The sequence below is a fragment of the Cupriavidus necator N-1 genome (assembly GCF_000219215.1).
In the GTDB taxonomy this organism is placed as follows: domain Bacteria; phylum Pseudomonadota; class Gammaproteobacteria; order Burkholderiales; family Burkholderiaceae; genus Cupriavidus; species Cupriavidus necator.
Genome location: NC_015723.1, coordinates 1,308,112 through 1,326,879 on the forward strand (window position 1 = coordinate 1,308,112; position 18,768 = coordinate 1,326,879).

Consider the following 18,768-nt stretch of genomic DNA (forward strand, 5'->3'; position numbering starts at 1 on the left):
TTGCGCAGGCGGCTTTTGTCAATTGAGCTATACTGAATGCTCATTTGATGAGGTCTGCCATGCCGTTCACGCTCACTCCCGAAGGCCGCTATCCGCTGGCTCATGAACGCCCGTCACCGCCCGAGCTGAGCGTCAACAACTATGTCGCCGTCTATGAGGCCAGCCTGTCGACGCAAGGTGCCATGTCGGTCATCCGCGCGATTCGTGAAGGCGTGCCGGCTTCAGACCTGACCCGCCTGGCCGAATCCATGGGCACGACCAAGGAGCAGCTGATCAAGACACTGGATTTGCCGCGCGCCACTGTGGACCGCAAGGCACGGGCGCACCAGAACCTGTCGAGCGAGCAGAGCGAGCGTGTGCTGGGCATGGCGCGGCTGGTCGGGCAGGTCCAGGCGCTGGTGGAAAGCTCGGGCGATCCGCGCGGTTTCAGCGCGGCACAGTGGGTGGCGCAGTGGCTGGAGCAGCCGTCGCCGGCGCTGGGCGGGCGCCGCCCCGCTGAGCTGATGGATACGCTCGCCGGCCAGCGCATCGTTTCCGACCTAGTGGCCAGGATGCAGAGCGGGGCGTACGCGTGAGGCCAGCCTGGCGGATCGCGACCGACACCCCAGACTACACCGCGGACGATGCCAGCGGCGCCGGCGCCAAGGCCACCGGCGGGCGCTGGAACCGGCAGGGCACGCACTTGATCTATGCGGCGTCCAGCATCGCGCTGGCTTGCCTGGAAACGCTGGTCCACCTGGGCGCGGGCGGGCTGCCACTGAACCGCTACCTGGTCCGGATCGACATCCCTGACGAACTATGGGCGGCGGCGCAGCAACTGAGCGCGGACACCGCCCCCGTTGGATGGGATGCCATTCCCGCCGGCAAGACCAGCCTCGACACCGGCGAAGCCTGGACCGCCGAGGGAACCAGCGCCTTGCTGCTGGTGCCCTCTATCGTCATCCCTGAAGAACACAACGTGCTGGTCAACCCGGCACACCCCGACGCGGCGCGGCTGGCCTACGTCAAGCTGCGCCGCTGGCAGTATGACGCGCGCCTAGTCTGAGGCTCAGGCCGTGGCGCCGGCGCGCAGCATGTGCTTCTGGATCTTGCCGCTGGTGGTCTTGGGCAATGCGTCCAGGAAGTGATAGCGGCGCGGGCGCTTGTAGGCTGCCAGCCGGTCACCCTGCAGCAGGAAGGCGTCGAGCTGCGCCGCGCTGACCGGTGCGTCGCCGCGCGTCACCACATAGGCGCCGACCACCTGGCCCCAGGTCGGATCGGGTTCGCCCAGCACGGCTACCTCCAGCACGGCTGGGTGTTCGATCAGTGCGTCTTCCACCTCGCGCGGATAGACGTTCTCCGCGCCGGAATTGATCATGTAGTCGATGCGGTCGCGGATCCACAGGTAGCCGTCCGCATCCAGGCTGCCGAGGTCGCCGGTGTGGTACCAGCCGTGCGCGAGCGCGCGCGCATTGGCATCCGGGCGGTTCAGGTAGCCCTGCATCATGCAGGGGCCACGCACCAGCACTTCGCCGACTTCGCCCGGCGCGCACGGCTGCAAGGGGTCGGTCGGCTCGCCGTCGTCGCGCAGCCTGGCCACCACCAGTTCATGGCCGAGCGCGGGCAGGCCTGCCGAGCCAGCGTGGCTCAGCTGCTCATGTGGGTAAAGCACCGACATGCACGGGCCCATCTCCGTGGTGCCGTACACCTGCACCAGCCCGGCGCCGACCTTGCGGTCCCACTCGCGGATCAGGTGCGGCGCCATCGATGCGCCGCCGTATTCGACCAGCCGCAGCGAAGACACGTCGCGCGCGTCGGCATCCGGATGGTTCAGCAGCATGCCCACCATGGTCGGGGCGGCAAAGAAATGCGTGACGCGTTCGCTTTCCACCAGTTGCCAGGCCTCGCCCGCGTCGAAGCGGCGCTGCAGCACCTGCGTCGCGCCGACCTGCAGGCGGGGCAGGAAGCTGGTATGCAGCTCGGCAGTATGGTTCAGCGGCGCGACCGACAGGCCCACGTCCTCGCGCGACAGCGTCATGGCCTGGTGCATCATCGCGTTATGCTGCAGCTTGCTGCGATGGGTGTGCACCACGCCCTTGGGGCGGCCGGTGGTGCCGCTGGTGTACATCAGGATGCAGGGGTCGTCTTCATGGACCGTCACCGCGGGCGGCGTGGCCGGCTGGCCCGCGGCCAGCGTGTCGAGCCGGTGCGTGGCGAAGGCGGGCGCGGCATCGGGGTCGGCATAGATACGCAGCGCGGTGCCTGGCGCCAGTTCGGCGGCCTTCTCCACCACGCCCGCGCCTTCCTGCTCGAACAGCACTGCTTTGGCGCCGCCATCGTTCAGGATGTAGGCCAGTTCCTGCGCAGCCAGGCGGTAGTTGACCGGGTTGTAGACCGCGCCAATGCGCGCCGTGGCCAGCAGCGTGAAGACGAAGGCCGGGGTGTTGTAGAGGAAGGCCGCGACCACGTCGCCCTTGCCGATCCCCAGCGACTGCAGCACGTGCGCGTGGCGGTTGACCTCGGCATTGAGCTCCGCATACGTCCACGCGCGTCGACTGGCACCGATGCCGCTGACCAGCGCGGTCTTGCGCGGCAGATAGCGCGCGGGCCAGGAGAGGGTGTCGCCAAGGGTGATGCCGCGGGTCAAGGTTGTGCTCCGGTCATGGTCCGCCGCCGGCTTGCCGGCAGGTAGTTGTTGTCTTGTAAGCCAGACAATATAGAGCGGCGGGTGGGGCACATGGAAATAACGTTTTGCTCTTTCCTTATGCCGGAGCGGCCGTCACGGTAACGCCCTTGCGTGATACTGTATATTCATACAGTTATTGCCGCGCCCCGTTCCTGTGTTTGCCGTCCCGCCGCCCATTCCAGCCCCGCCTGCCACGCCAGCCGCTCCGGCCTACGTGGTGGCCGTGCGCGCGCTGTGCGAGTTCACTGCCAAGGCGGGTGACCTGGACCTGCGCTTCGTGCCGACGCCATCGGCGCAGGAGGGCGTGGCCGGGCATGCCGTAGTGACCAGCCGGCGCGTGGAGGGCTACCAGGCCGAGGTGGCGCTTGCCGCCGATTTCGGCCCCTTGCATGTGCGCGGCCGCGCCGATGGCTACGATCCCGCCGCCAACCGGCTGGAAGAAATCAAGACCGTGCGCGGCGATGCCGCCGTGCCGGACAACCACCGCCACCTGCACTGGGCGCAGGCCAAGGTCTACGGCTGCCTGTTATGCCGCAAGCTGGGGCTGCCCGGGCTGGAGATCGCGGTGGTCTATTTCGACATCATCAGCCAGCGCGAGCACCCGGTCGCGGAGCACTTCACTGCGCAGGCGCTTGAAGCCTTCTTCGTGCAGACCTGCGAGCAGTTCCTGCACTGGGCGCAGGCGGAACTGGCCCATCGGCAGGCACGCGATGGCGCGCTGGCGCAGCTGGCCTTTCCGCACCAGGGTTTCCGCCCGGGCCAGCGCGAACTGGCGCAGGCGGTCTACAACGCCAACCGCGCGGGCCGCCACCTGCTGGCGCAGGCGCCCACCGGCATCGGCAAGTCGGTCGGCACGCTGTTCCCGGTGCTCAAGGCCATGCCGGGGCAGGGCATCGACAAGGTCTACTTCCTGTCGGCCCGCTCCACCGGGCGCGGCGTGGCGCTGCACGCCGCCAATGCGCTGCGCGGCCATGGCGCGCAGCCGCTGCATGTGCTGGAGCTGGTGGCCCGCGACAAGGCCTGCGAGCATCCGGAGCTGGCCTGCCATGGCGAGTCCTGCCCGCTGGCGCGCGGCTTCTATGACCGCCTGCCGGCAGCACGCGAAGCCGCGCGCGGCGTGCCGGTGCGCGACCGCGCCGCAGTGCGCACGCTGGCGCTGGCACACGGGATCTGCCCTTACTATCTGTCGCAGGAACTGGTGCGCTGGAGCGACGTGGTGGTGGCCGACTACAACTACTACTTCGACCGCAGCGCGTTGCTGTACGCGCTGACCGCGGCCAATGGCTGGTGCGCCAGCGTGCTGGTGGACGAGGCCCACAACCTGGTCGAGCGCGGCCGCGCCATGTACACCGCGGAACTCGACCCCCAATCGCTGCGCGAGGTGCGCCGCAGCGCGCCGGCCGTCGTGCGCAAGCCATTGACGCGGCTGGCCCGGCAATGGAGCACGCTGGCGCGCCAGAGTGATGACGCCTACGAAGTCCTGCCCGAAGTGCCCGCCGCCTTGCGCCGCGCGCTGGACGAATGCTGCGCGGCGGCACTGACGCATATGACCGAGCATCCAGGCGCGCAGGATCCGGCGCTGCAGCGCTTCTATTTCGATGCGCTGCATTTTGGCCGCCTGGCCGAGCAGCTCGACGCGCATTCGCTGTTCGATATCCAGCGCGTGCCGCGCAGCGGCCGCGGCCACCATGCGCGGCTGTGCCTGCGCAATGTCATCCCGGCCCCGTTCCTGCGCCCGCGCTTTGCCGCCGCGCATTCGGTCACGCTGTTCTCCGCGACGCTCGATCCTGCCGCCTATTACCTCGATACGCTGGGTTTGCCTGCCGATTGCGCGCGGGTGCAAGTGCCATCGCCGTTCCGCGCCGAGCAACTGTCGGTGCGGATTGCAGCGCGCATCTCCACCCGCTATGCGCGGCGCGAACAATCGCTGCCGGCCATCGTCGCGCTGATGGCCGGCCAGTTCCGCGCGCGGCGCGGCAACTACCTGGCGTTCTTCAGTAGCCATGAATACCTGCAACAAGCCGTGGCCCGCTTCGCTCAGTCTCACCCCGACATCCCGCATTGGGTGCAGTCGCGGGGCATGGACGAAGCCGCGCAGGCGGCGTTCCTGGATACGTTTGCGGAAGGCGGCGAGGGCATCGGCTTTGCGGTGCTGGGCGGCGCCTTTGCCGAAGGCGTGGACCTGCCCGGCGAGCGCCTGATCGGCGCCTTCGTTGCCACGCTGGGGCTGCCACAGTTCAACGCGGTCAACGAGCAGTTCCGCGCGCGCATGCAGCAGGTGTTCGGGCAGGGATATGCCTATGCCTACCTGTATCCCGGGCTGCGCAAGGTGGTGCAGGCGGCAGGCCGGGTCATCCGCACGCAGCAGGACCAGGGCGTGGTCTATCTGATCGACGACCGCTTTGCCGCGGCCGAAGTGCGCGAGCTGCTGCCGGCATGGTGGGAAATCGCCACGGCGGCGTAGAAATTACACAGCCGGGCCGGTCTGGGGCATCCTCTTTGCGCGGTGCCTGCCCGGAGTTGCCGCTGGAACGAATCTGGCAGGCATGCGGATGGCATCAGTGCCAGCTATCGCGAAAGGACCAGATCCATGCCCATGACCCAACAATACGCGGCCACCGAGCCGACCCGCACGGAAGTGGATGCGCTGCCGGGCGCCACCGTGCTGGAATTCGGCGCCCCGTGGTGCGGCTACTGCCAGCGCGCCCAGCCGGCGCTGGCCGAGGCCTTTGCCGTGCATCCGGCGTTGCGCCATCTCAAGATCGAGGACGGCAGCGGGCGCCGGCTTGGCCGGTCGTTTCACATCAAGCTGTGGCCGACGCTGGTGTTCCTGCGCGACGGGCAGGAAGTGGCGCGGCTGGTGCGCCCGACCGAGTCCGACCCGATCCGCGAGGCCATGCGCCGCATTGCATAGCCCGGCCGCGCGCTGCCTTACTTGGCAAACACCTGGCTCAGGTCGCCAAAGGCCTTGAACTCCAGCGCATTGCCCGACGGGTCCAGGAAGAACATGGTGGCCTGCTCGCCAACCTGGCCCTTGAAGCGCACATGCGGCTCGATCACGAACTGCGTGCCCGCCGCGCGCAGCCGCTCGGCCAGGGCCTCCCATTCGGCCATCGGCAGGATCGCGCCGAAGTGCCGCACCGGCACGTCATCGCCATCGACGGCGCTGGTGGCGCGGTGTCCGCATTCCTCGGGCGACAGGTGTGCCACCACCTGGTGGCCATAGAAATTGAAGTCCACCCAGGCCTCGGAACTGCGCCCTTCGGGGCAGCCAAGCAAGTCGCCATAGAAGCGCCTTGCCTCGGCCAGGTCGCGCACGGGGAAAGCCAGGTGGAACAGGGGGATAGAGGAAGTCGCGCTCATGCGGGGGGCCTTTGTCGGGGGTCGGTATGCGGGCAGGCGTTGGCCTGCGCGTTGATTGTAGCCAGCACAACCCGTAATATGAAGCGAATCATTTTTGCTCTGAGCATCAGACTTTTCGATAGATGATCCGCTACTTCCAGACCTTCCTGGTGGCCGCCGAGACTGGCTCGTTTTCCGCCGCCGCGGCGCGGCTGGCGCTGACGCAGTCGGCCGTCAGCACGCAGATCCGGCGGCTGGAAGAGGACCTGGACTGCGTACTCTTCGATCGCACCGGCAAGTCGGTCGCGCTCAGCGAAGCCGGGCGCCGGCTGGTGCCGGAGGCGCGGCGCTTTGTCGAGCTCTATGCCGCGATGAAGGACCGCGCCGGCCCGCACGCCGACGCCGCGCCGGTGGAGCTGGGCGCGGTGTCTACGGTCCAGGCCACCTTGCTGGCGGATGCGATGCGGCATTTCCGGGGGCGCTTTCCGGACTCGCACGTCAATGTGGTGCCGGGCATGTCCACCCAGCTGCTGACGCAGGTGGATGCGCGCGAGCTGGACATTGCCGTGCTGATCCGGCCGCGGCTGGGCTTTCCGCCAGACCTCAAGTGGGTGCCGCTGGTGCGCGAGGGCTTTGTTGGCATTGGTCCCGCCGGCGCGCCTGCAGACCTGCGCGCGCTGCTGGAGACGCTTCCGTTCATTCGCTACAACCGCCACAGCACCGGCGGGCAGCTGGTGGACGGCTACCTGAAGCGGCAGCGGCTATGGGTCAGGGAAGGGATGGAGCTGGATGAGCCTGCCGTGATCCTGCAGATGGTGGCAGCGGGCCTGGGTTGCGCCATCATCCCGTCCGAACTGGTGCCATTGCAGCAGTCCGCGGGCGTGGTGCAGGCGCCCTTGGCGGGCGGGCCGCTCTATCGCGACGTAGGCGTGCTGGTGCGCGAATCGGCACTGCGCCGCGAGCCGGTGGCGGCGCTGATCGATGCCTTTGTGGCCGCCAGCGCGCGCTGGCAGCCTGTCGTGGCGTAAGGCCGGACGACTCAGCGGCTGCCGGGCAGGACCAACGTGACCAGCACCGAGGCATCGGAGATGGCGGTCACGTCGTAGCGCACGCTCGGCCCCAGGTAGAGCAGGTCGCCCTGGTGCAGCTGGCGCTCGGCGCCGTCCACCCGCACGCGCACCTCGCCTTCCAGGCATTGCACGGTCATCGGGCCATCCACTGCATGGGGCGGCACATGCTTGCCCGCCTTCAGCACCAGCCGCATCACTTCCAGCGGGCCTTCCTTGAACAGGGCCTGGGTGGCGGTCTGGTCCAGCCGTGTGCCCAGTGGCAGCACGCTGGCGATCTGTCCGGATGCAAGATGGGGAAGGGACATGCGCGGCTCCTCGCTCTTCTGGTGGGGTGGCTTGTCAGGCACGGCCGGCGCCTGGCGGCGGCACGCCTTCTCAATCTAGCACCGGAGCGCGCACCTCAGTAGTACTCAGCGTGATGTAACCGGCGAAGCCGCCGACGCGGCAACGTCCGCCTGTGCGCAAGGCGTGGCATTGCGGGCTTGTGCGGTGCGCTCGGCAGCGTTCCTGGCAGCGGCGCGGCCGCGCTCGATCACAGCCCAGTCAGGACCGGCGGCAGCGGGAAAAGACGCGGCCAGGGCGCCAAGGCCGAGCAGCGCGAACAGGATGGTTTTCATGAGGGTCTTCAGGAGCAACGGAGAAGAGACGGGGCCGTGCGCCCCGTCGACACGCCACGGCGGCTGCCGTGGCGCGAGCAGGCGCCGGTCAGGCGGCAGCCGAAGCGCGCGAGCCGCTATGGGCCGGCGGTGCCGACACGCCGCTGCGGTCCATGCCCGCCACTTCCATGGCGGCGGCAGCGCGGTTGGCGCCGTCGGTGAACGGGTCGCGCCGGTCGTTGACGCGGGCGCCATCGGTGAACGGGTCACGCTTGCCGTTGTGCAGGTTGTAGCCGTAGCGGTCAGCGGCGACGCCGCGGTCGTTCAGGCCTTGCGCCATGGCAGGGCTGGCCAGTGCGGCGGCACCGAGTGCTGCGATCGAGAGGGTCGTGGCAAGGAGGGCTTTGAGAGCGTTTTTATGCATGTCTGCTGTTTTTGGGTAGGTGGACGGCATGGCCCGCGAGGGGCCGCGCGGGGATGGCGGATCTGCCTCCCGCGCCGTCCGGGTTCGCCTTTTGGGCGGTGCCGTCGCGTGGGAAGCGCGCGGCACAGGACGAAGTTTAGTCAGGTTGATCCATTCCTGTGATGATTTAAACGTCGAAAGATCAGTCGTTTTTTTCATCACCAGTCGCATTGGCGTCAGCCACCTTGCGCGCGGCCTGCCAACCCCCGCCGAGCGCGAGGAACAGGTCAACCTGGCGCGCGGCGACATGGCCTTCAGACGCAGCCAGTGCGGCCTCTGCATCGGCCAGCGTGCGCTCGGCGTCCAGGCGTGCCAGGTACGGGATGCGCCCCGCCTGCTGCAGGCGGCGCTGCAGCCGCGCTGCTTCGGCGGCCTGTTCACGCGCCGCGTGCAGGGCTTCGTGTCGTTCCAGTTCACGCGTGTAGGCCGACAACGCCGTTTCCGTTTCCTGCAGCGCGCGCAGCACCGCGCCGTCAAAGCGCGCCAGGGCGACGTCGGCCGCGGCTTCATGCCCGTGGATGCGATGGCGCACGCCGTTGGTCGGCAGCGACCAGCTCAGCAGCGGCCCCACGCTCCAGCGCGCCGTCGGGCCGCTGCCAAGGTGGCTCAGCACGCCGGTCAGCCCGGCGCTGGCGCCGATGCGGATCGATGGATACAGGTCCGCCGTGGCCACGCCGATGCGAGCAGTGGCCGCGGCCAGTTCGCGTTCCGCCTGCCGGATATCGGGCCGGCGCCTGAGCAGCGCGGCGCCGTCGCCCACGGGCAGCGGCGCACGCAGCGTGGGTTCCGCATAGCAGTCCACCTCGGCCTCTGGCAGTGCCGCAGGCGGTTTGCCCAGCAGCAGCGCCAGCCGGTGGCGGGCGGCGCTACGCGCGGCTTCCAGCGTTGGCAAGGCAGCGCGCAGCGCTTCGGTGCGGGCGCGCTCGCGCGCTGCGTCGGCGGGCTCGCCGCGGCCGGCGGCGACCAAGCGGCCGGTGGCGTCCAGCGTGCGTTGCTGTACCGCGAGCTGCAGCGTGGCGGCGGCGAGGTCATGCGTGGCGGCGCAGCCCTGCACGTAGGCGCGCACGGTCTGTGCTGCCACGGTGATGCGCACCATGTCGAGCGTGGCCTCGCTGGCTTCGGCGCCGGCCAGCGCGGCCTCGTCGGCGCGGGCGAGCTTGCCGAAGAAGTCGATCAGGTAGGACACGCCGAAACCGAAGTCCCCCAGGTTGAATACCGGTGGCTTGGTGGTCTGCAGGAAGCTCTCGGCCGACAGCTGCGCTCGCGATGCGCTGGCGCTGGCGCCGCCCTGGGGCAGGTTCTCGGACTCCACCTCGTGCAGCAACGCCACCGCGCGGCGCAGGTTGGCGCTGGCGGCGCGGATGTCGGTGTTGGCGGCCAGCGCCTGTTCGACCAGCTGGTCGAGCCGCGCGTCGTCATAGAGCCGCCACCAGTCGTCGGGCACGGGCGCGATGGCCACACCGTGCGCTTCGGCGCCCTGCAACGGGCCGTTGGCCGCGGGCGTGCGCACCGCCGCATGATCGGGCACGCGATAGTCCGGGCCCACGGTGGTGCAGGCGCACAGGCAGGCCGCGGCGCACGCCAGCCAGAGATGGCGCGGCCTCACGACCGCGGCCCCGCGCGGCGGCTGGCGTCATCGTCGCGCCTAGCTTCGCGAACGGCCACAGTCGCGGTGCGGCCGGAGACCAGGCGCACATCCGTGGGCACGTCCTCCAGCACGATGCGCACCGGCACGCGCTGTGCCAGCCGCACCCAGTTGAAGGTCGGGTTGACGTTGGGCAGCAGGTTTGAGCCCGCGCTGCGGTCGCGGTCCTCGATGCCGGCGGCGATGCTCTGCACGTGCCCGCGCAGGTGCCGGGGCTCGCCCATGATATGCACGTCGACCGGGCTGCCGATGCGGATCCGGTGCAGCTTGGTTTCCTCGAAATAGCCTTCCACGTGGAAGGAACCGGCGTCGACCATCGACAGCACCGGGCGGCCGGTCGAGACATAGTCGCCCAGGCGCGGCAGCCGGTCGTTGAGGTAGCCCGCCACCGGGCTGCGCACGCTGGTGCGCTCCAGGTTCAGCCGGGCCAGCCGCACCGCGGCTTCGGCCTGCGCCAGCGCGGCTTCGCCTTGCTCCACGCGGGCACGCCCCTGTTCCGCGACTTCGGCAGCAACCAGGCCGTCGAGATTGCGGTTGCGCGCGGCTTCGCGTCGCGCCTGCGCCAGCGCGGCGCGCTGCGTCGCTACCGTGGCCAGTGCCTGCTGCAGGGCCAGCGCGTAGCGGTCGCGATCGATCTCGAACAGGACTTCGCCTTGCTGCACGCGCTGGTTGTCGCGCGCCAGCACGCGCGTGACCAGCCCGGACACATCGGGCGCCACCTGGATGATGTCGGCACGTACGTGTCCGTCGCGGGTCCATGGCGCGGCCGTGTAGTAGTCCCACAGGTGGCGCAGCACCAGCAGGGCGGCGATGGCGGCCAGCAGCGTTGGCAGCAAGGGAAGCAGGGGGCGGAGTCGGAAGGTCATGAAGGCAGTCCCGGCACCGCGACAAAGACTGCGGCCACGGCGCCAAGGACGATCACATAAAGGGAAAGATTGAACAGCGAGCGGTGCCAGATATGCCGGTAGCAGCCCAGCGCGGCCAGCACCATGCGGATCGCGGTAGTGACGGCGAAGGCCAGCACCATCAGCACCAGCACGCCTGGCACGAAGACGCCATAGAGATCGATTTCACTGAGCATTCGGCGGCAGCGGAAAGTTGGGGAGATCAGCGGGCAGCCGCCGGGCCAGGCTGCAGCGTGACCTGCAGCACCACCAGCGCGCCAAGCGTGCCGCGGTGGTCAGAGCGGCCACCTGCGGGCAGCGCGGCCACGCCGGCGATGGCGTCGGCCACCCAGCCGGCCAGCCCCGCCGGCGCCGGCACGGCATGGCCCGCGCGCAGCCGTGAGCGGAAATGCCGGGCCACCGCGGCCAGCACGCGGCGCACCGGCTTGCGCGCCGCGGGCGGCAAGGCCGGCAGCGCTTTCTGCAGCGCCAGCGCGCAGTAGCCGACTTGCAGCGCATGAAAGCCATCGGACGACAAGGGATCGCCGGCAGCCCCCAGCCGCGGCACCAGTTGGCCGAGCCGGTCGAGCATGCGCGCGCCCAGCCGCGCATCACCATCGGCCGCGCGCAGCGTGGCGGCCTGGGCCAGGTCCTGCCAGCTGGCGCGCACCAGCCGGTGCGCCGCCGCCCGCGCGCCGAACGGGCGTACCGCCATCGACCACAGCGGCGCGAACAGCATTGCCGCGGCGCTGGCCAGGCAGGTATTGAAGGTGCCGAGGAAATCCGCATCGAATACGGCCTGCACGTTGGCGAACGACGCCGTGTTCACCGACAGCAGCATCGCAATCAACTGGAAGCCCGGGCGCGCGATCAGCAGGCCGATACCGAGGTAGGGCAGCGCCAGCATCGCGGCCAGCGCTTCAAAGGTGTGCGCGTGCGGCACCACCAGGAACAGGTAGCCGGACGACACCAGCAGGCAGATCGTGCTCCAGCGCAGGAAGGCGCCGGCCATGCGGCGCGGCTCGTCGATGGCCGCAAAGAAGCAGCAGGCGATCGATGCCACCGCGACCGCGCCGGCGCCGTCCTCCCAGCCCGAGAAGATCCAGAGCAGCCCCGCGCAGAAAACAGCCAGGCCGCTGGACATGGCGCCGAACAGCAGCATGCCGTGGTCGTGGTGATGGCCGGCAGCCTCCGGGGCCGGGTCGCCGCGTCGCATCGGCGCGCCGGCGCTGCGGTCGCCGATGCCTTGCTGCAGCGCCCGGCATTCAGCGTACAAGGTGCCCAGGCGCTGCAGCTGGTCCGCCGCCGTGGCAGCGAGGCGGGCTTGCCAGTCGACCTCGCCCGTGCAGCCATTGGCAAGCCAGCCGCCCGTGGCGACCGGAGGCGGCGTGGCAGCATCGGTCGCCAGCCAGGCGGTCGTCGCAGCCAGGGCCTCGCGCAGTGGCAGCGGCATGCCGTCCGGATGGCCGCGCAGCGCCTGCAGCACGCTTTCCAGCGACGACAGCAGCGGCATCAGCATGGTCATGCGCTGGCGCAGCGCGCGGGCATGGCGCAGCGTGTGGCTGCCCTCGGTGTCATAGGCCAGCTGGCTGACCAGCTGGTCCAGCGCCAGGATGTCGGCGGCGAGCCGGTGGCGGCTGTCGTCGGCGCGCGGGCTGCCGGCGAGGATGTCCGATGCCCAGGCCGCCGCGTCGGCGAGCCAGGTGGCGGCGCGGGACCGCAGCGCGGGCGCCACCTTGGCCGGGAAGACGACCGAGCCCACCAGCCCGGCGCAGACGATGCCGATCACGATTTCCTCGATCCGGGCCACGGCAATATCGAAGACCTGCGCCGGTGCGCTGACGGCCGGCAGCGCGACGATCGGCAGGGTGTAGGCCGCCAGCAGGTAAACATAGCTGCGCGGCGTACGCTGCAGCAGCGACAGGTATACCAGCACGGTGATCCACAGCGCGATTGCACCCATCAGCACGATCGGCATGCTGACCAGCTGCGGCACCGTGGCCACCGCGGCGGTGGCACCCAGCATCGTGCCGGCCACGCGGTAGGCCGCCTTGGAACGGGTGGCGCCGGTCAGGGGATGGGAAACAAAGTACACCGTCGCCATGGCCCAGTACGGCCGCGGCAGGCCCAGCGCCAGCGCGATATATAGCGCCAGCATCGCGGCGGCGAATGCCTTCAGCGAGAACAGCCACTGTCGTGCATTCGGCCAGCTAGCCATGGAGCGGGGTCTTCAGGAGGAGTTGAGGGCACACCGCGGCCTGCCGCTCCACGCTTCATTTGGCGGCGCAGTTGGGCGGGGGCGATGTGTGGAAGCGAAGTGTAGCCAAACCTTTCGCATTCCATTCATGATTTAATATTGGTCTTTCCATTCCCTTTGTTCATGGATGGCGCAAGCGGCCTGCAGGCAGCCCGCCCGCCGTCCCTCAGCACCATGCCCATCGATATCCGCGCGCTGCGCTATTTCGTCGAGACTGCCCGGCTGCGCAGCTTTACCCAGGCCGCGACCTCGCTGTTCGTCACCCAGTCGACCATCAGCAAGATGGTCAAGCAGCTGGAGGACGAGGTCGGCCAGCCGCTGCTGATCCGTGAAGGCAAGAGCGTGCGGCTGACCGACGTGGGCCGCGTGGTCTACGAGCGCGGGCAGGAGGCGCTGGGCGTGGTGCACCGGCTGACGCTGGAGGTGTCCGACCTGTCCTCGCTGGGCCGGGGGCAGCTGACGGTGGGGATCCCGCCGATGGTCAACCTGTTCTTTTCACCGGCGGTCAGCGCCTTCCGGCAGCGCTATCCCAACCTGTTGCTGACCCTGGACGAACACGGCGGGCAGGTGGTGGAGCAACTGGTGGCCAGTGGCGAGCTCGAAGTCGGCGCCACGGTACTGCCGGGCGACAGCGGCCTGGCGCTGGAAACGCGCCAGTTCGGCCGCTACCCGATCTGGGCCGTGGGGCCGCGCAAGGCCGCCTGGGCGCGCGGGCGCACCGTCACGCTGGCGGCGCTGCGCGATGAGCCGCTGGTGATGCTGACCGATGACTTCTCGCTGACGCGCAAGCTGCGGCAGGCATTTCTGGAAGCACGCATCGAGCCGCGCGTGGTGGCGCGCAGCGGGCACTGGGATTTCCTGGCGTCGATGGCGGCGGCGGGGCTGGGCACTACCTTCCTGCCACAGCCGCTGGCTGAGCGCCTGCAGGGCCAGGGCACGCTGGCCATGGCTCGGCTGACCGAGCCAGCAATGGACTGGACCATGGCGCATATCTGGTCGCCGGGACGCTACCTGTCGCATGCGGCGCGGGCGTGGCTGGCGGTTTGCGATGAGGTGCTGGGCGGCGGCAAAGGATCCTGAACCGCCGCGCGTGCGGCGGCCTCACTTCTTCAGGCACTGGTCGGGCTGAATATCCAGCAAGACCAGCGATTTCTGCCCGGCCACGTAGTGGTAGCGCAACCTGACCCCCAGCTTGCCGAGCACCGGCACATCCGGGTTGCGGCAGATGCCGCGCTCCAGGATCGGCTTGGCCGTCGCCATGAACGCGCGGGTATCGTCACGCGCGGCATCCACCCCCGAAACCTTCAGCTGGAACTCGACGATCTTGCCCGGCCGCGTCACGCAGCCGTCGAAGCGGGTGGTGTCGTCCAGGTCGAGCGGGCCGGCGCGCATCAGCTCCTGGCAGGCCATGCGCAGCTCACGGTCGACATCGCCCGCGGTCAGGCGGGTCACGCCGTTCATGCCGGTCGGCTTGCCGCGCACGGTGCCCAGCAGCAGCGTGGCCAGCCCTGACAGTGGCGGGGACGGCGCAGGCGGGGCAGCCACGGTGGCGGAAACGGCAAGTGGCGCAGCCAGCAGGGACAGGCCCAGGCACACAGCGGCATGGCGCAAAGGATGGCGATCGGGGACGGCGGGGGCAGCGGGGGCAGCAGGGGCAGAGCGCATGACACAACGGGGACGGGATTGCCTTGGGGTTCGCGCTGCTACTTTAGCCTTGGCGCGTTGCTGCCGTTGTCAGGCGTTGTCCTACGGCGCAACGGTGGCTTGCCCTGGCGGCCGCGGCATGCGTGCGAACGGGGAGCGTAGAATCCGGGTTCCTAGGACCTGATCGAAGTCCCGAGTCCCGCCATGTCCGTGCAGATCCGCCCAGAGTCGCCGTCCGACGCCGACGCCATCGCGCAGCTGACCACCGCCGCCTTCCTGACGGCGCCGCACACCAGCCACACCGAGGCGTTCGTCGTCAATGCGCTGCGCCGCGCCGGCCAGCTGACGGTGTCGCTGGTCGCACAGGCCGGCGACAGGCTGGTGGGACACGTGGCGATTTCGCCGGTGACGGTCTCATCCGGCGCGACCGGCTGGTACGGACTGGGCCCGATTTCGGTGGCGCCGGACCTGCAGGGGCAGGGCATCGGCTCACAGCTGATGCACGCGGCGCTGGCTGACCTGCGCCGTCTTGGCGCCGCCGGCTGCGTGCTGCTGGGCGATCCCGCCTACTACGGCCGCTTCGGCTTTGCCGCGCGGCCCGGGCTGGTGCTGGACGGCGTGCCGCCCGAGTACTTCCAGGCACTGGCGTTCGACGATGGCTATCCGGCGGGCAGCGTGCAATACCACGACGCCTTCAACGCCACCGCCTGACGGGCGGGCGTTCAGAGCTCCAGCACCAGCCGGCCGCCGCCACAGGCGCGCGAGCAGCACGCCATCATGCGCTGGTTGGCCTCGCGCTCGCTGCGCGTGAGCACCACGTCGCGATGGTCGACTTGGCCGGCCAGCACGCGCACCTCGCAGGACCCGCACAGGCCTTCCTCGCAATCGCTCTGCACGTCGATATTGGCGCCGCGCAGCGCGCTCAGCAGGGTCTGGCCGGCCGGGACTTCCATGACCAGGCCGGAGTCCTTCAGCTCGACGGTAAAGGGCTGCTCCTTCGACGCATCCAGCGTGCCCAGCTTCGATACGAAGTGCTCCACGCGCAGCGCATCTTCCGGCCACGCCGCGCAGCACTCGGCCAGCGCATCCAGCATGCGCTGCGGGCCGCAGGCGTAGATCTGGGTGCGCGGGTCGGGCTGCGCCAGCAGCTTGCCGAAATCGGCGCGATGGCCTTCATCGCTGGCATGGACTTGCAGCCGCGCACCGTGCAGGGCCTGCAGTTCATCCAGCATCGCCATCGCCTGGCGCGAACGGCCGCAGTAGTGGAACTCGTAATCGGTGCCAAGCGCACGGGCGCGCCGCGCCATCGCGCTGACCGGCGTGATGCCGATGCCGCCGGCGATAAAGATGGCGCGCTTGCAGCCTTCATCGAAACGGAAGTGATTGCGCGGCCCGCGAATGCGCAGGCGGTCGCCGGCCTGGACGCTGCCATGCACCCAGGCCGAGCCGCCGCGGCTGTCGGGGTCGCGCAGCACCGCAATCTCCAGCGCCGCGGCGTCGTCCGGATCGCCGCACAGCGAATACTGGCGCGACAGCCCGGTATCGCCGCATTCCACGTCGATATGCGAGCCCGGCGCCCAACGCGGCAGCGGCTTGCCGTCAGGCGCCGCCAGCCGCAGCCGGACCACGCCGTCGGCGGCGGGCGTGACGCACTCGACCACCACCGTGCGGGCGATGGTGTGGGCGGACGGCTCGCCGATGCGCACCGGCTGGTGCACGCTGAGCAACGCCGGGTCGCGGCGCTCAGGGTTCTGCGCCGGGTCCCATTCCACCAGCAGGTGCTCCGGGCCGCGGAACGAGGTGTTAGGCACGTAGGTGAAGGTCTGCCCGGCCAGGCGCATATGCGGCAGCCGGCGTGTCAGTTCTTCCAGGAAGACCTGCATCTCCATGCGCGCCAGGTTCTTGCCCATGCACTGGTGCGAGCCGTAGCCAAAGGTCAGCTGCTCGCTGGCGTTGTCGCGGCGGATGTCGAACAGATCGGCATCGGCAAAATGGCGCTCGTCATGGTTGGCCGAAGACGTGACGATCAGCAGCTTGCTGCCTGCCGGCAGGCGGATGCCGCCGACTTCGGCGTCGCGCGTCACCAGCCGCCGCCATGCGGCGACGGAGCCGTTGTGGCGCAGGCATTCTTCCACCGCATTGGGGATCAGCGATGGATCGTCGCAGATCTCGCGCCACGCATCCGGATGCTGCAGCAGCAGCTTGATGGCATTGGCCGAGGCATTGGCGGTGGTCTCGTGCGCGGCGACGATGCCGGCCATCATCATTGAATGCAGGTAGGAGTCGGTGACCACCTCGGGCAGGTCCTTCTGCTTGCGCAGGCCGTACTGCATCCAGCCCGGGCCGGACGGATCCTCGCGCATCTTGTCGAGGATGCGGCCCGCCAACTGCCAGAAGTTGCCCACGGCATGCGCCACAGCCACCTGCTCCTCCGGCTTCGGCCGGCCCCAGGTGTTGACGGTATGGGCGATGGAGTACTGGCGCAGCAGGTCCATGTCCTCTTCGGGCACGCCCAGGAAATGCAGGGCCACGGTCAGCGGCACCTCCCACAGCATCTGGTCGACCAGGTCGGCGCGGCCATCGTCGATAAAGCGGTCGACATATTCGCGCGCCAGGCGGCGCACCAGCGGCTCATGGTGCGCCAGTTCCGCGGGCGTGAACGGTGCCATCAGCGCGCGCCGGCGCGGCATGTGGGCGGGCTCGTCCTCGTTGACCAGCGTGCGGTTCATGGCGTAGCCATAGGAGGCCAGCACGGCATTGGCCTCGTCGCCGGTGGGCGTGATCTTCTCCAGCGCGATCGACGGGCTGAAGGTCAGGTTGTCGCGGAAGATCGCCTTGATGTCCTGGTAGCGCGTGACCACCCAGTAGCCCAGCGAGGGGCTGTAGAACACCGGCTCCTGCTCGCGCGACCAGCGCACGTATTCGGGCGGGTCCTGCTGGTAGCCGTCGCCGAAGGGATCGAATTGCGCCGCGTTGTGGCTGACCGGGCAGCCGTTGGGCGCGGTCAAGGCGCTGTGGTCGATCGGGCAGCCGCTGCGCGCGGCGCTGGGGGAGGGCTTGGCCATACTGCGTACTCCTGGCGAAAAACAGGGCCGTCCGGTCAGGGCCGGACGGCCATTCGGTGTTGCCGCCGGACTCAGTTGTCCAGCGTGATCTTCAGGTCGCGGATCAGTTTGGTCCAGCGGGTGGACTCGCTGCGCAGCAGCTCGCTGAACTGCGCCGGCGAGTTGCCGACCGGCTCTACGCCGAATTCCACCAGCCGCTTGTTGACAGCGGGCTCACGGATTGCCGCGACCACGTCCTTGTTCAGCGTGTTGACCACCTCCGGCGGCGTGCCGGCCGGCACCACCATGCCCACCAGCGCGGCAGCTTCCACGCGCGGGTAGCCCAGCTCGGCAAAGGTCGGCACGTCAGGCAACTGCGGCAGCCGGGTGGCATTGGCCACCGCCAGCGGCCGGACCTTGCCGCCCTTGATAAAGCCGGCGCCGGCGGCGTAGTCCACCATCATCGCCACCACCTGCCCGGCGGCCACGTCCGACAGCGCCGGCGCGGCGCCGCGGTAGGGGGCATGCGTCATCGACAGGCCGGCTTCCACCTTCAGCAGCTCCATCGCCAGGTGGTGCGGGCTGCCCGCGCCTGCCGAGCCGTAGTTGATGCCGCCCTGGGTGGCCTTGGTCTGCGCGATGAACTCCTTGGCGCTCTTGACCGGGCTGGTCGCGCCCACCACCAGGATCATCGGGAAGCGGCCCAGCAGCGTCACCGGAGCCAGGTCCTTGCCAGGGTTGTAGGAGAGCGATTTGTACAGCACGGGGTTGAACACCAGTGTGCCGTTGTCGGCCGACAGCACGGTATAGCCGTCGGCGGCCGAGCGCGCCGTCTCGGCCGCGCCGATGGCGGTATTGCCGCCCGGCTTGTTGTCCACCACCACCGGCTGGGCGACCTTGGCCGACAGCCCCTGGCTGATGGTGCGCGCGAGGAAGTCCGAACCGCCGCCGGCGGCGTAGGGGACGATCCAGCGGATCGGCTTGGCGGGGTAGGCTTCGGCGGCGTGCGCGGGGATGGCGGCCAGCATCGGCAGCGCCAGGGCGCCAATGGCCAGGCGCTTGAAGTGGGGGCGGGGCATGGGGCTTGTCTCCTTGTTGGTCAGCCCGGTGTACAGCACCGGTGTTTCTATTTTGCGTAAATCATATACGCATTGCGTA

General features: G+C 69.4%; 19 protein-coding genes. 7 read left to right on the plus strand and 12 right to left on the minus strand.

Annotated elements, in window-relative coordinates:
- Window positions 1-59: 59 nt before the first annotated feature.
- Both parS and CNE_RS24100 read left to right on the plus strand, forming a co-directional pair.
- A complete protein-coding gene (gene parS, locus CNE_RS24095) occupies window positions 60-575 on the plus strand; it encodes a type II RES/Xre toxin-antitoxin system antitoxin (RefSeq protein ID WP_013952894.1) in 516 nt (171 codons plus the stop codon).
- Complete coding sequence (locus CNE_RS24100; protein ID WP_013952895.1) at window positions 572-1,045, plus strand: RES family NAD+ phosphorylase; 474 nt, start codon at window positions 572-574, stop codon at window positions 1,043-1,045. Before parS ends, CNE_RS24100 begins: the two co-directional genes overlap by 4 nt.
- A 3-nt stretch (window positions 1,046-1,048) precedes the next feature.
- Here CNE_RS24100 and CNE_RS24105 read toward each other — a convergent pair whose 3' ends face one another.
- The gene (locus CNE_RS24105; RefSeq protein WP_013952896.1) at window positions 1,049-2,626 is read right to left on the minus strand and encodes a fatty acid--CoA ligase; all 1,578 of its coding nucleotides are present in this window, start codon (window positions 2,624-2,626) and stop codon (window positions 1,049-1,051) included.
- Between the two features lie 193 nt (window positions 2,627-2,819).
- Between CNE_RS24105 and CNE_RS24110 the strand changes: the two genes are divergently transcribed.
- A complete protein-coding gene (locus CNE_RS24110; RefSeq protein ID WP_013952897.1) occupies window positions 2,820-5,129 on the plus strand; it encodes an ATP-dependent DNA helicase in 2,310 nt (769 codons plus the stop codon).
- A 126-nt stretch (window positions 5,130-5,255) separates the two neighbouring features.
- Window positions 5,256-5,579: a thioredoxin family protein gene (locus tag CNE_RS24115; protein ID WP_013952898.1), complete on the plus strand. Its 324-nt coding sequence runs from the start codon at window positions 5,256-5,258 to the stop codon at window positions 5,577-5,579.
- Window positions 5,580-5,596: 17 nt separating this feature from the next.
- Here the strand turns inward: CNE_RS24115 and CNE_RS24120 are convergent, their stop codons facing one another.
- Window positions 5,597-6,028, minus strand: a complete 432-nt coding sequence (locus tag CNE_RS24120; RefSeq protein WP_010809388.1) for a VOC family protein — start codon at window positions 6,026-6,028, stop codon at window positions 5,597-5,599.
- A 122-nt stretch (window positions 6,029-6,150) separates the two neighbouring features.
- Between CNE_RS24120 and CNE_RS24125 the strand changes: the two genes are divergently transcribed.
- Entirely contained in the window at window positions 6,151-7,035 is an 885-nt protein-coding gene (locus CNE_RS24125) for a LysR family transcriptional regulator (RefSeq protein WP_013952899.1), read from the plus strand.
- A gap of 11 nt (window positions 7,036-7,046) precedes the next feature.
- Here the strand turns inward: CNE_RS24125 and CNE_RS24130 are convergent, their stop codons facing one another.
- The 7 genes from CNE_RS24130 to CNE_RS24160 form a co-directional block, all read right to left on the minus strand.
- The gene (locus CNE_RS24130; protein WP_013952900.1) at window positions 7,047-7,382 is read right to left on the minus strand and encodes a cupin domain-containing protein; all 336 of its coding nucleotides are present in this window, start codon (window positions 7,380-7,382) and stop codon (window positions 7,047-7,049) included.
- Window positions 7,383-7,487: 105 nt separating this feature from the next.
- Window positions 7,488-7,694: a hypothetical protein gene (locus CNE_RS24135; RefSeq protein WP_013952901.1), complete on the minus strand. Its 207-nt coding sequence runs from the start codon at window positions 7,692-7,694 to the stop codon at window positions 7,488-7,490.
- Window positions 7,695-7,782: 88 nt separating this feature from the next.
- Window positions 7,783-8,097 (minus strand): hypothetical protein, encoded by a 315-nt coding sequence (locus CNE_RS24140; RefSeq protein WP_041228629.1) that lies wholly within the window; start codon window positions 8,095-8,097, stop codon window positions 7,783-7,785.
- Window positions 8,098-8,278: 181 nt separating this feature from the next.
- The gene (locus tag CNE_RS24145) at window positions 8,279-9,742 is read right to left on the minus strand and encodes an efflux transporter outer membrane subunit (protein ID WP_013952903.1); all 1,464 of its coding nucleotides are present in this window, start codon (window positions 9,740-9,742) and stop codon (window positions 8,279-8,281) included.
- On the minus strand, window positions 9,739-10,647 hold the full coding sequence (locus tag CNE_RS24150; RefSeq protein WP_013952904.1) for an efflux RND transporter periplasmic adaptor subunit: 909 nt from the start codon (window positions 10,645-10,647) through the stop codon (window positions 9,739-9,741). Before CNE_RS24150 ends, CNE_RS24145 begins: the two co-directional genes overlap by 4 nt.
- Window positions 10,644-10,862 carry a DUF1656 domain-containing protein gene (locus tag CNE_RS24155; protein ID WP_013952905.1) on the minus strand — a complete coding sequence of 73 codons (219 nt, stop codon included), beginning with the start codon at window positions 10,860-10,862 and terminating at the stop codon, window positions 10,644-10,646. Before CNE_RS24155 ends, CNE_RS24150 begins: the two co-directional genes overlap by 4 nt.
- Before the next feature lie 26 nt (window positions 10,863-10,888).
- Window positions 10,889-12,883 carry an FUSC family protein gene (locus CNE_RS24160; protein ID WP_013952906.1) on the minus strand — a complete coding sequence of 665 codons (1,995 nt, stop codon included), beginning with the start codon at window positions 12,881-12,883 and terminating at the stop codon, window positions 10,889-10,891.
- Between the two features lie 213 nt (window positions 12,884-13,096).
- Between CNE_RS24160 and CNE_RS24165 the strand changes: the two genes are divergently transcribed.
- Window positions 13,097-14,002: a LysR family transcriptional regulator gene (locus CNE_RS24165; RefSeq protein ID WP_041228863.1), complete on the plus strand. Its 906-nt coding sequence runs from the start codon at window positions 13,097-13,099 to the stop codon at window positions 14,000-14,002.
- A 21-nt stretch (window positions 14,003-14,023) separates the two neighbouring features.
- Here the strand turns inward: CNE_RS24165 and CNE_RS24170 are convergent, their stop codons facing one another.
- The gene (locus CNE_RS24170; RefSeq protein ID WP_013952908.1) at window positions 14,024-14,587 is read right to left on the minus strand and encodes a hypothetical protein; all 564 of its coding nucleotides are present in this window, start codon (window positions 14,585-14,587) and stop codon (window positions 14,024-14,026) included.
- A 183-nt stretch (window positions 14,588-14,770) separates the two neighbouring features.
- On the opposite strand from CNE_RS24170, the gene CNE_RS24175 reads away from it, so the two are divergent.
- On the plus strand, window positions 14,771-15,277 hold the full coding sequence (locus CNE_RS24175) for a GNAT family N-acetyltransferase (RefSeq protein WP_013952909.1): 507 nt from the start codon (window positions 14,771-14,773) through the stop codon (window positions 15,275-15,277).
- 11 nt (window positions 15,278-15,288) lie between these two features.
- On the opposite strand, the gene CNE_RS24180 is transcribed toward CNE_RS24175, so the two are convergent.
- Window positions 15,289-17,631 carry a cytochrome P450/oxidoreductase gene (locus tag CNE_RS24180; RefSeq protein ID WP_013952910.1) on the minus strand — a complete coding sequence of 781 codons (2,343 nt, stop codon included), beginning with the start codon at window positions 17,629-17,631 and terminating at the stop codon, window positions 15,289-15,291.
- Between the two features lie 71 nt (window positions 17,632-17,702).
- A complete protein-coding gene (locus CNE_RS24185) occupies window positions 17,703-18,689 on the minus strand; it encodes a Bug family tripartite tricarboxylate transporter substrate binding protein (protein ID WP_013952911.1) in 987 nt (328 codons plus the stop codon).
- Window positions 18,690-18,768 lie beyond the last annotated feature (79 nt).

Bases quoted from the DNA above. Each gene is read 5' to 3' on its own strand.
- parS (WP_013952894.1), top strand. From the start codon at position 60: ATGCCGTTCACGCTCACTCCCGAAGGCCGCTATCCGCTGGCTCATGAA.
- CNE_RS24115 (WP_013952898.1), top strand. From the start codon at position 5,256: ATGCCCATGACCCAACAATACGCGGCCACCGAGCCGACCCGCACGGAA.
- CNE_RS24120 (WP_010809388.1), bottom strand. From the start codon at position 6,028: ATGAGCGCGACTTCCTCTATCCCCCTGTTCCACCTGGCTTTCCCCGTG.
- CNE_RS24125 (WP_013952899.1), top strand. From the start codon at position 6,151: ATGATCCGCTACTTCCAGACCTTCCTGGTGGCCGCCGAGACTGGCTCG.
- CNE_RS24130 (WP_013952900.1), bottom strand. From the start codon at position 7,382: ATGTCCCTTCCCCATCTTGCATCCGGACAGATCGCCAGCGTGCTGCCA.
- CNE_RS24135 (WP_013952901.1), bottom strand. From the start codon at position 7,694: ATGAAAACCATCCTGTTCGCGCTGCTCGGCCTTGGCGCCCTGGCCGCG.
- CNE_RS24140 (WP_041228629.1), bottom strand. From the start codon at position 8,097: ATGCATAAAAACGCTCTCAAAGCCCTCCTTGCCACGACCCTCTCGATC.
- CNE_RS24150 (WP_013952904.1), bottom strand. From the start codon at position 10,647: ATGACCTTCCGACTCCGCCCCCTGCTTCCCTTGCTGCCAACGCTGCTG.
- CNE_RS24155 (WP_013952905.1), bottom strand. From the start codon at position 10,862: ATGCTCAGTGAAATCGATCTCTATGGCGTCTTCGTGCCAGGCGTGCTG.
- CNE_RS24160 (WP_013952906.1), bottom strand. From the start codon at position 12,883: ATGGCTAGCTGGCCGAATGCACGACAGTGGCTGTTCTCGCTGAAGGCA.
- CNE_RS24165 (WP_041228863.1), top strand. From the start codon at position 13,097: ATGCCCATCGATATCCGCGCGCTGCGCTATTTCGTCGAGACTGCCCGG.
- CNE_RS24170 (WP_013952908.1), bottom strand. From the start codon at position 14,587: ATGCGCTCTGCCCCTGCTGCCCCCGCTGCCCCCGCCGTCCCCGATCGC.
- CNE_RS24175 (WP_013952909.1), top strand. From the start codon at position 14,771: ATGTCCGTGCAGATCCGCCCAGAGTCGCCGTCCGACGCCGACGCCATC.
- CNE_RS24180 (WP_013952910.1), bottom strand. From the start codon at position 17,631: ATGGCCAAGCCCTCCCCCAGCGCCGCGCGCAGCGGCTGCCCGATCGAC.
- CNE_RS24185 (WP_013952911.1), bottom strand. From the start codon at position 18,689: ATGCCCCGCCCCCACTTCAAGCGCCTGGCCATTGGCGCCCTGGCGCTG.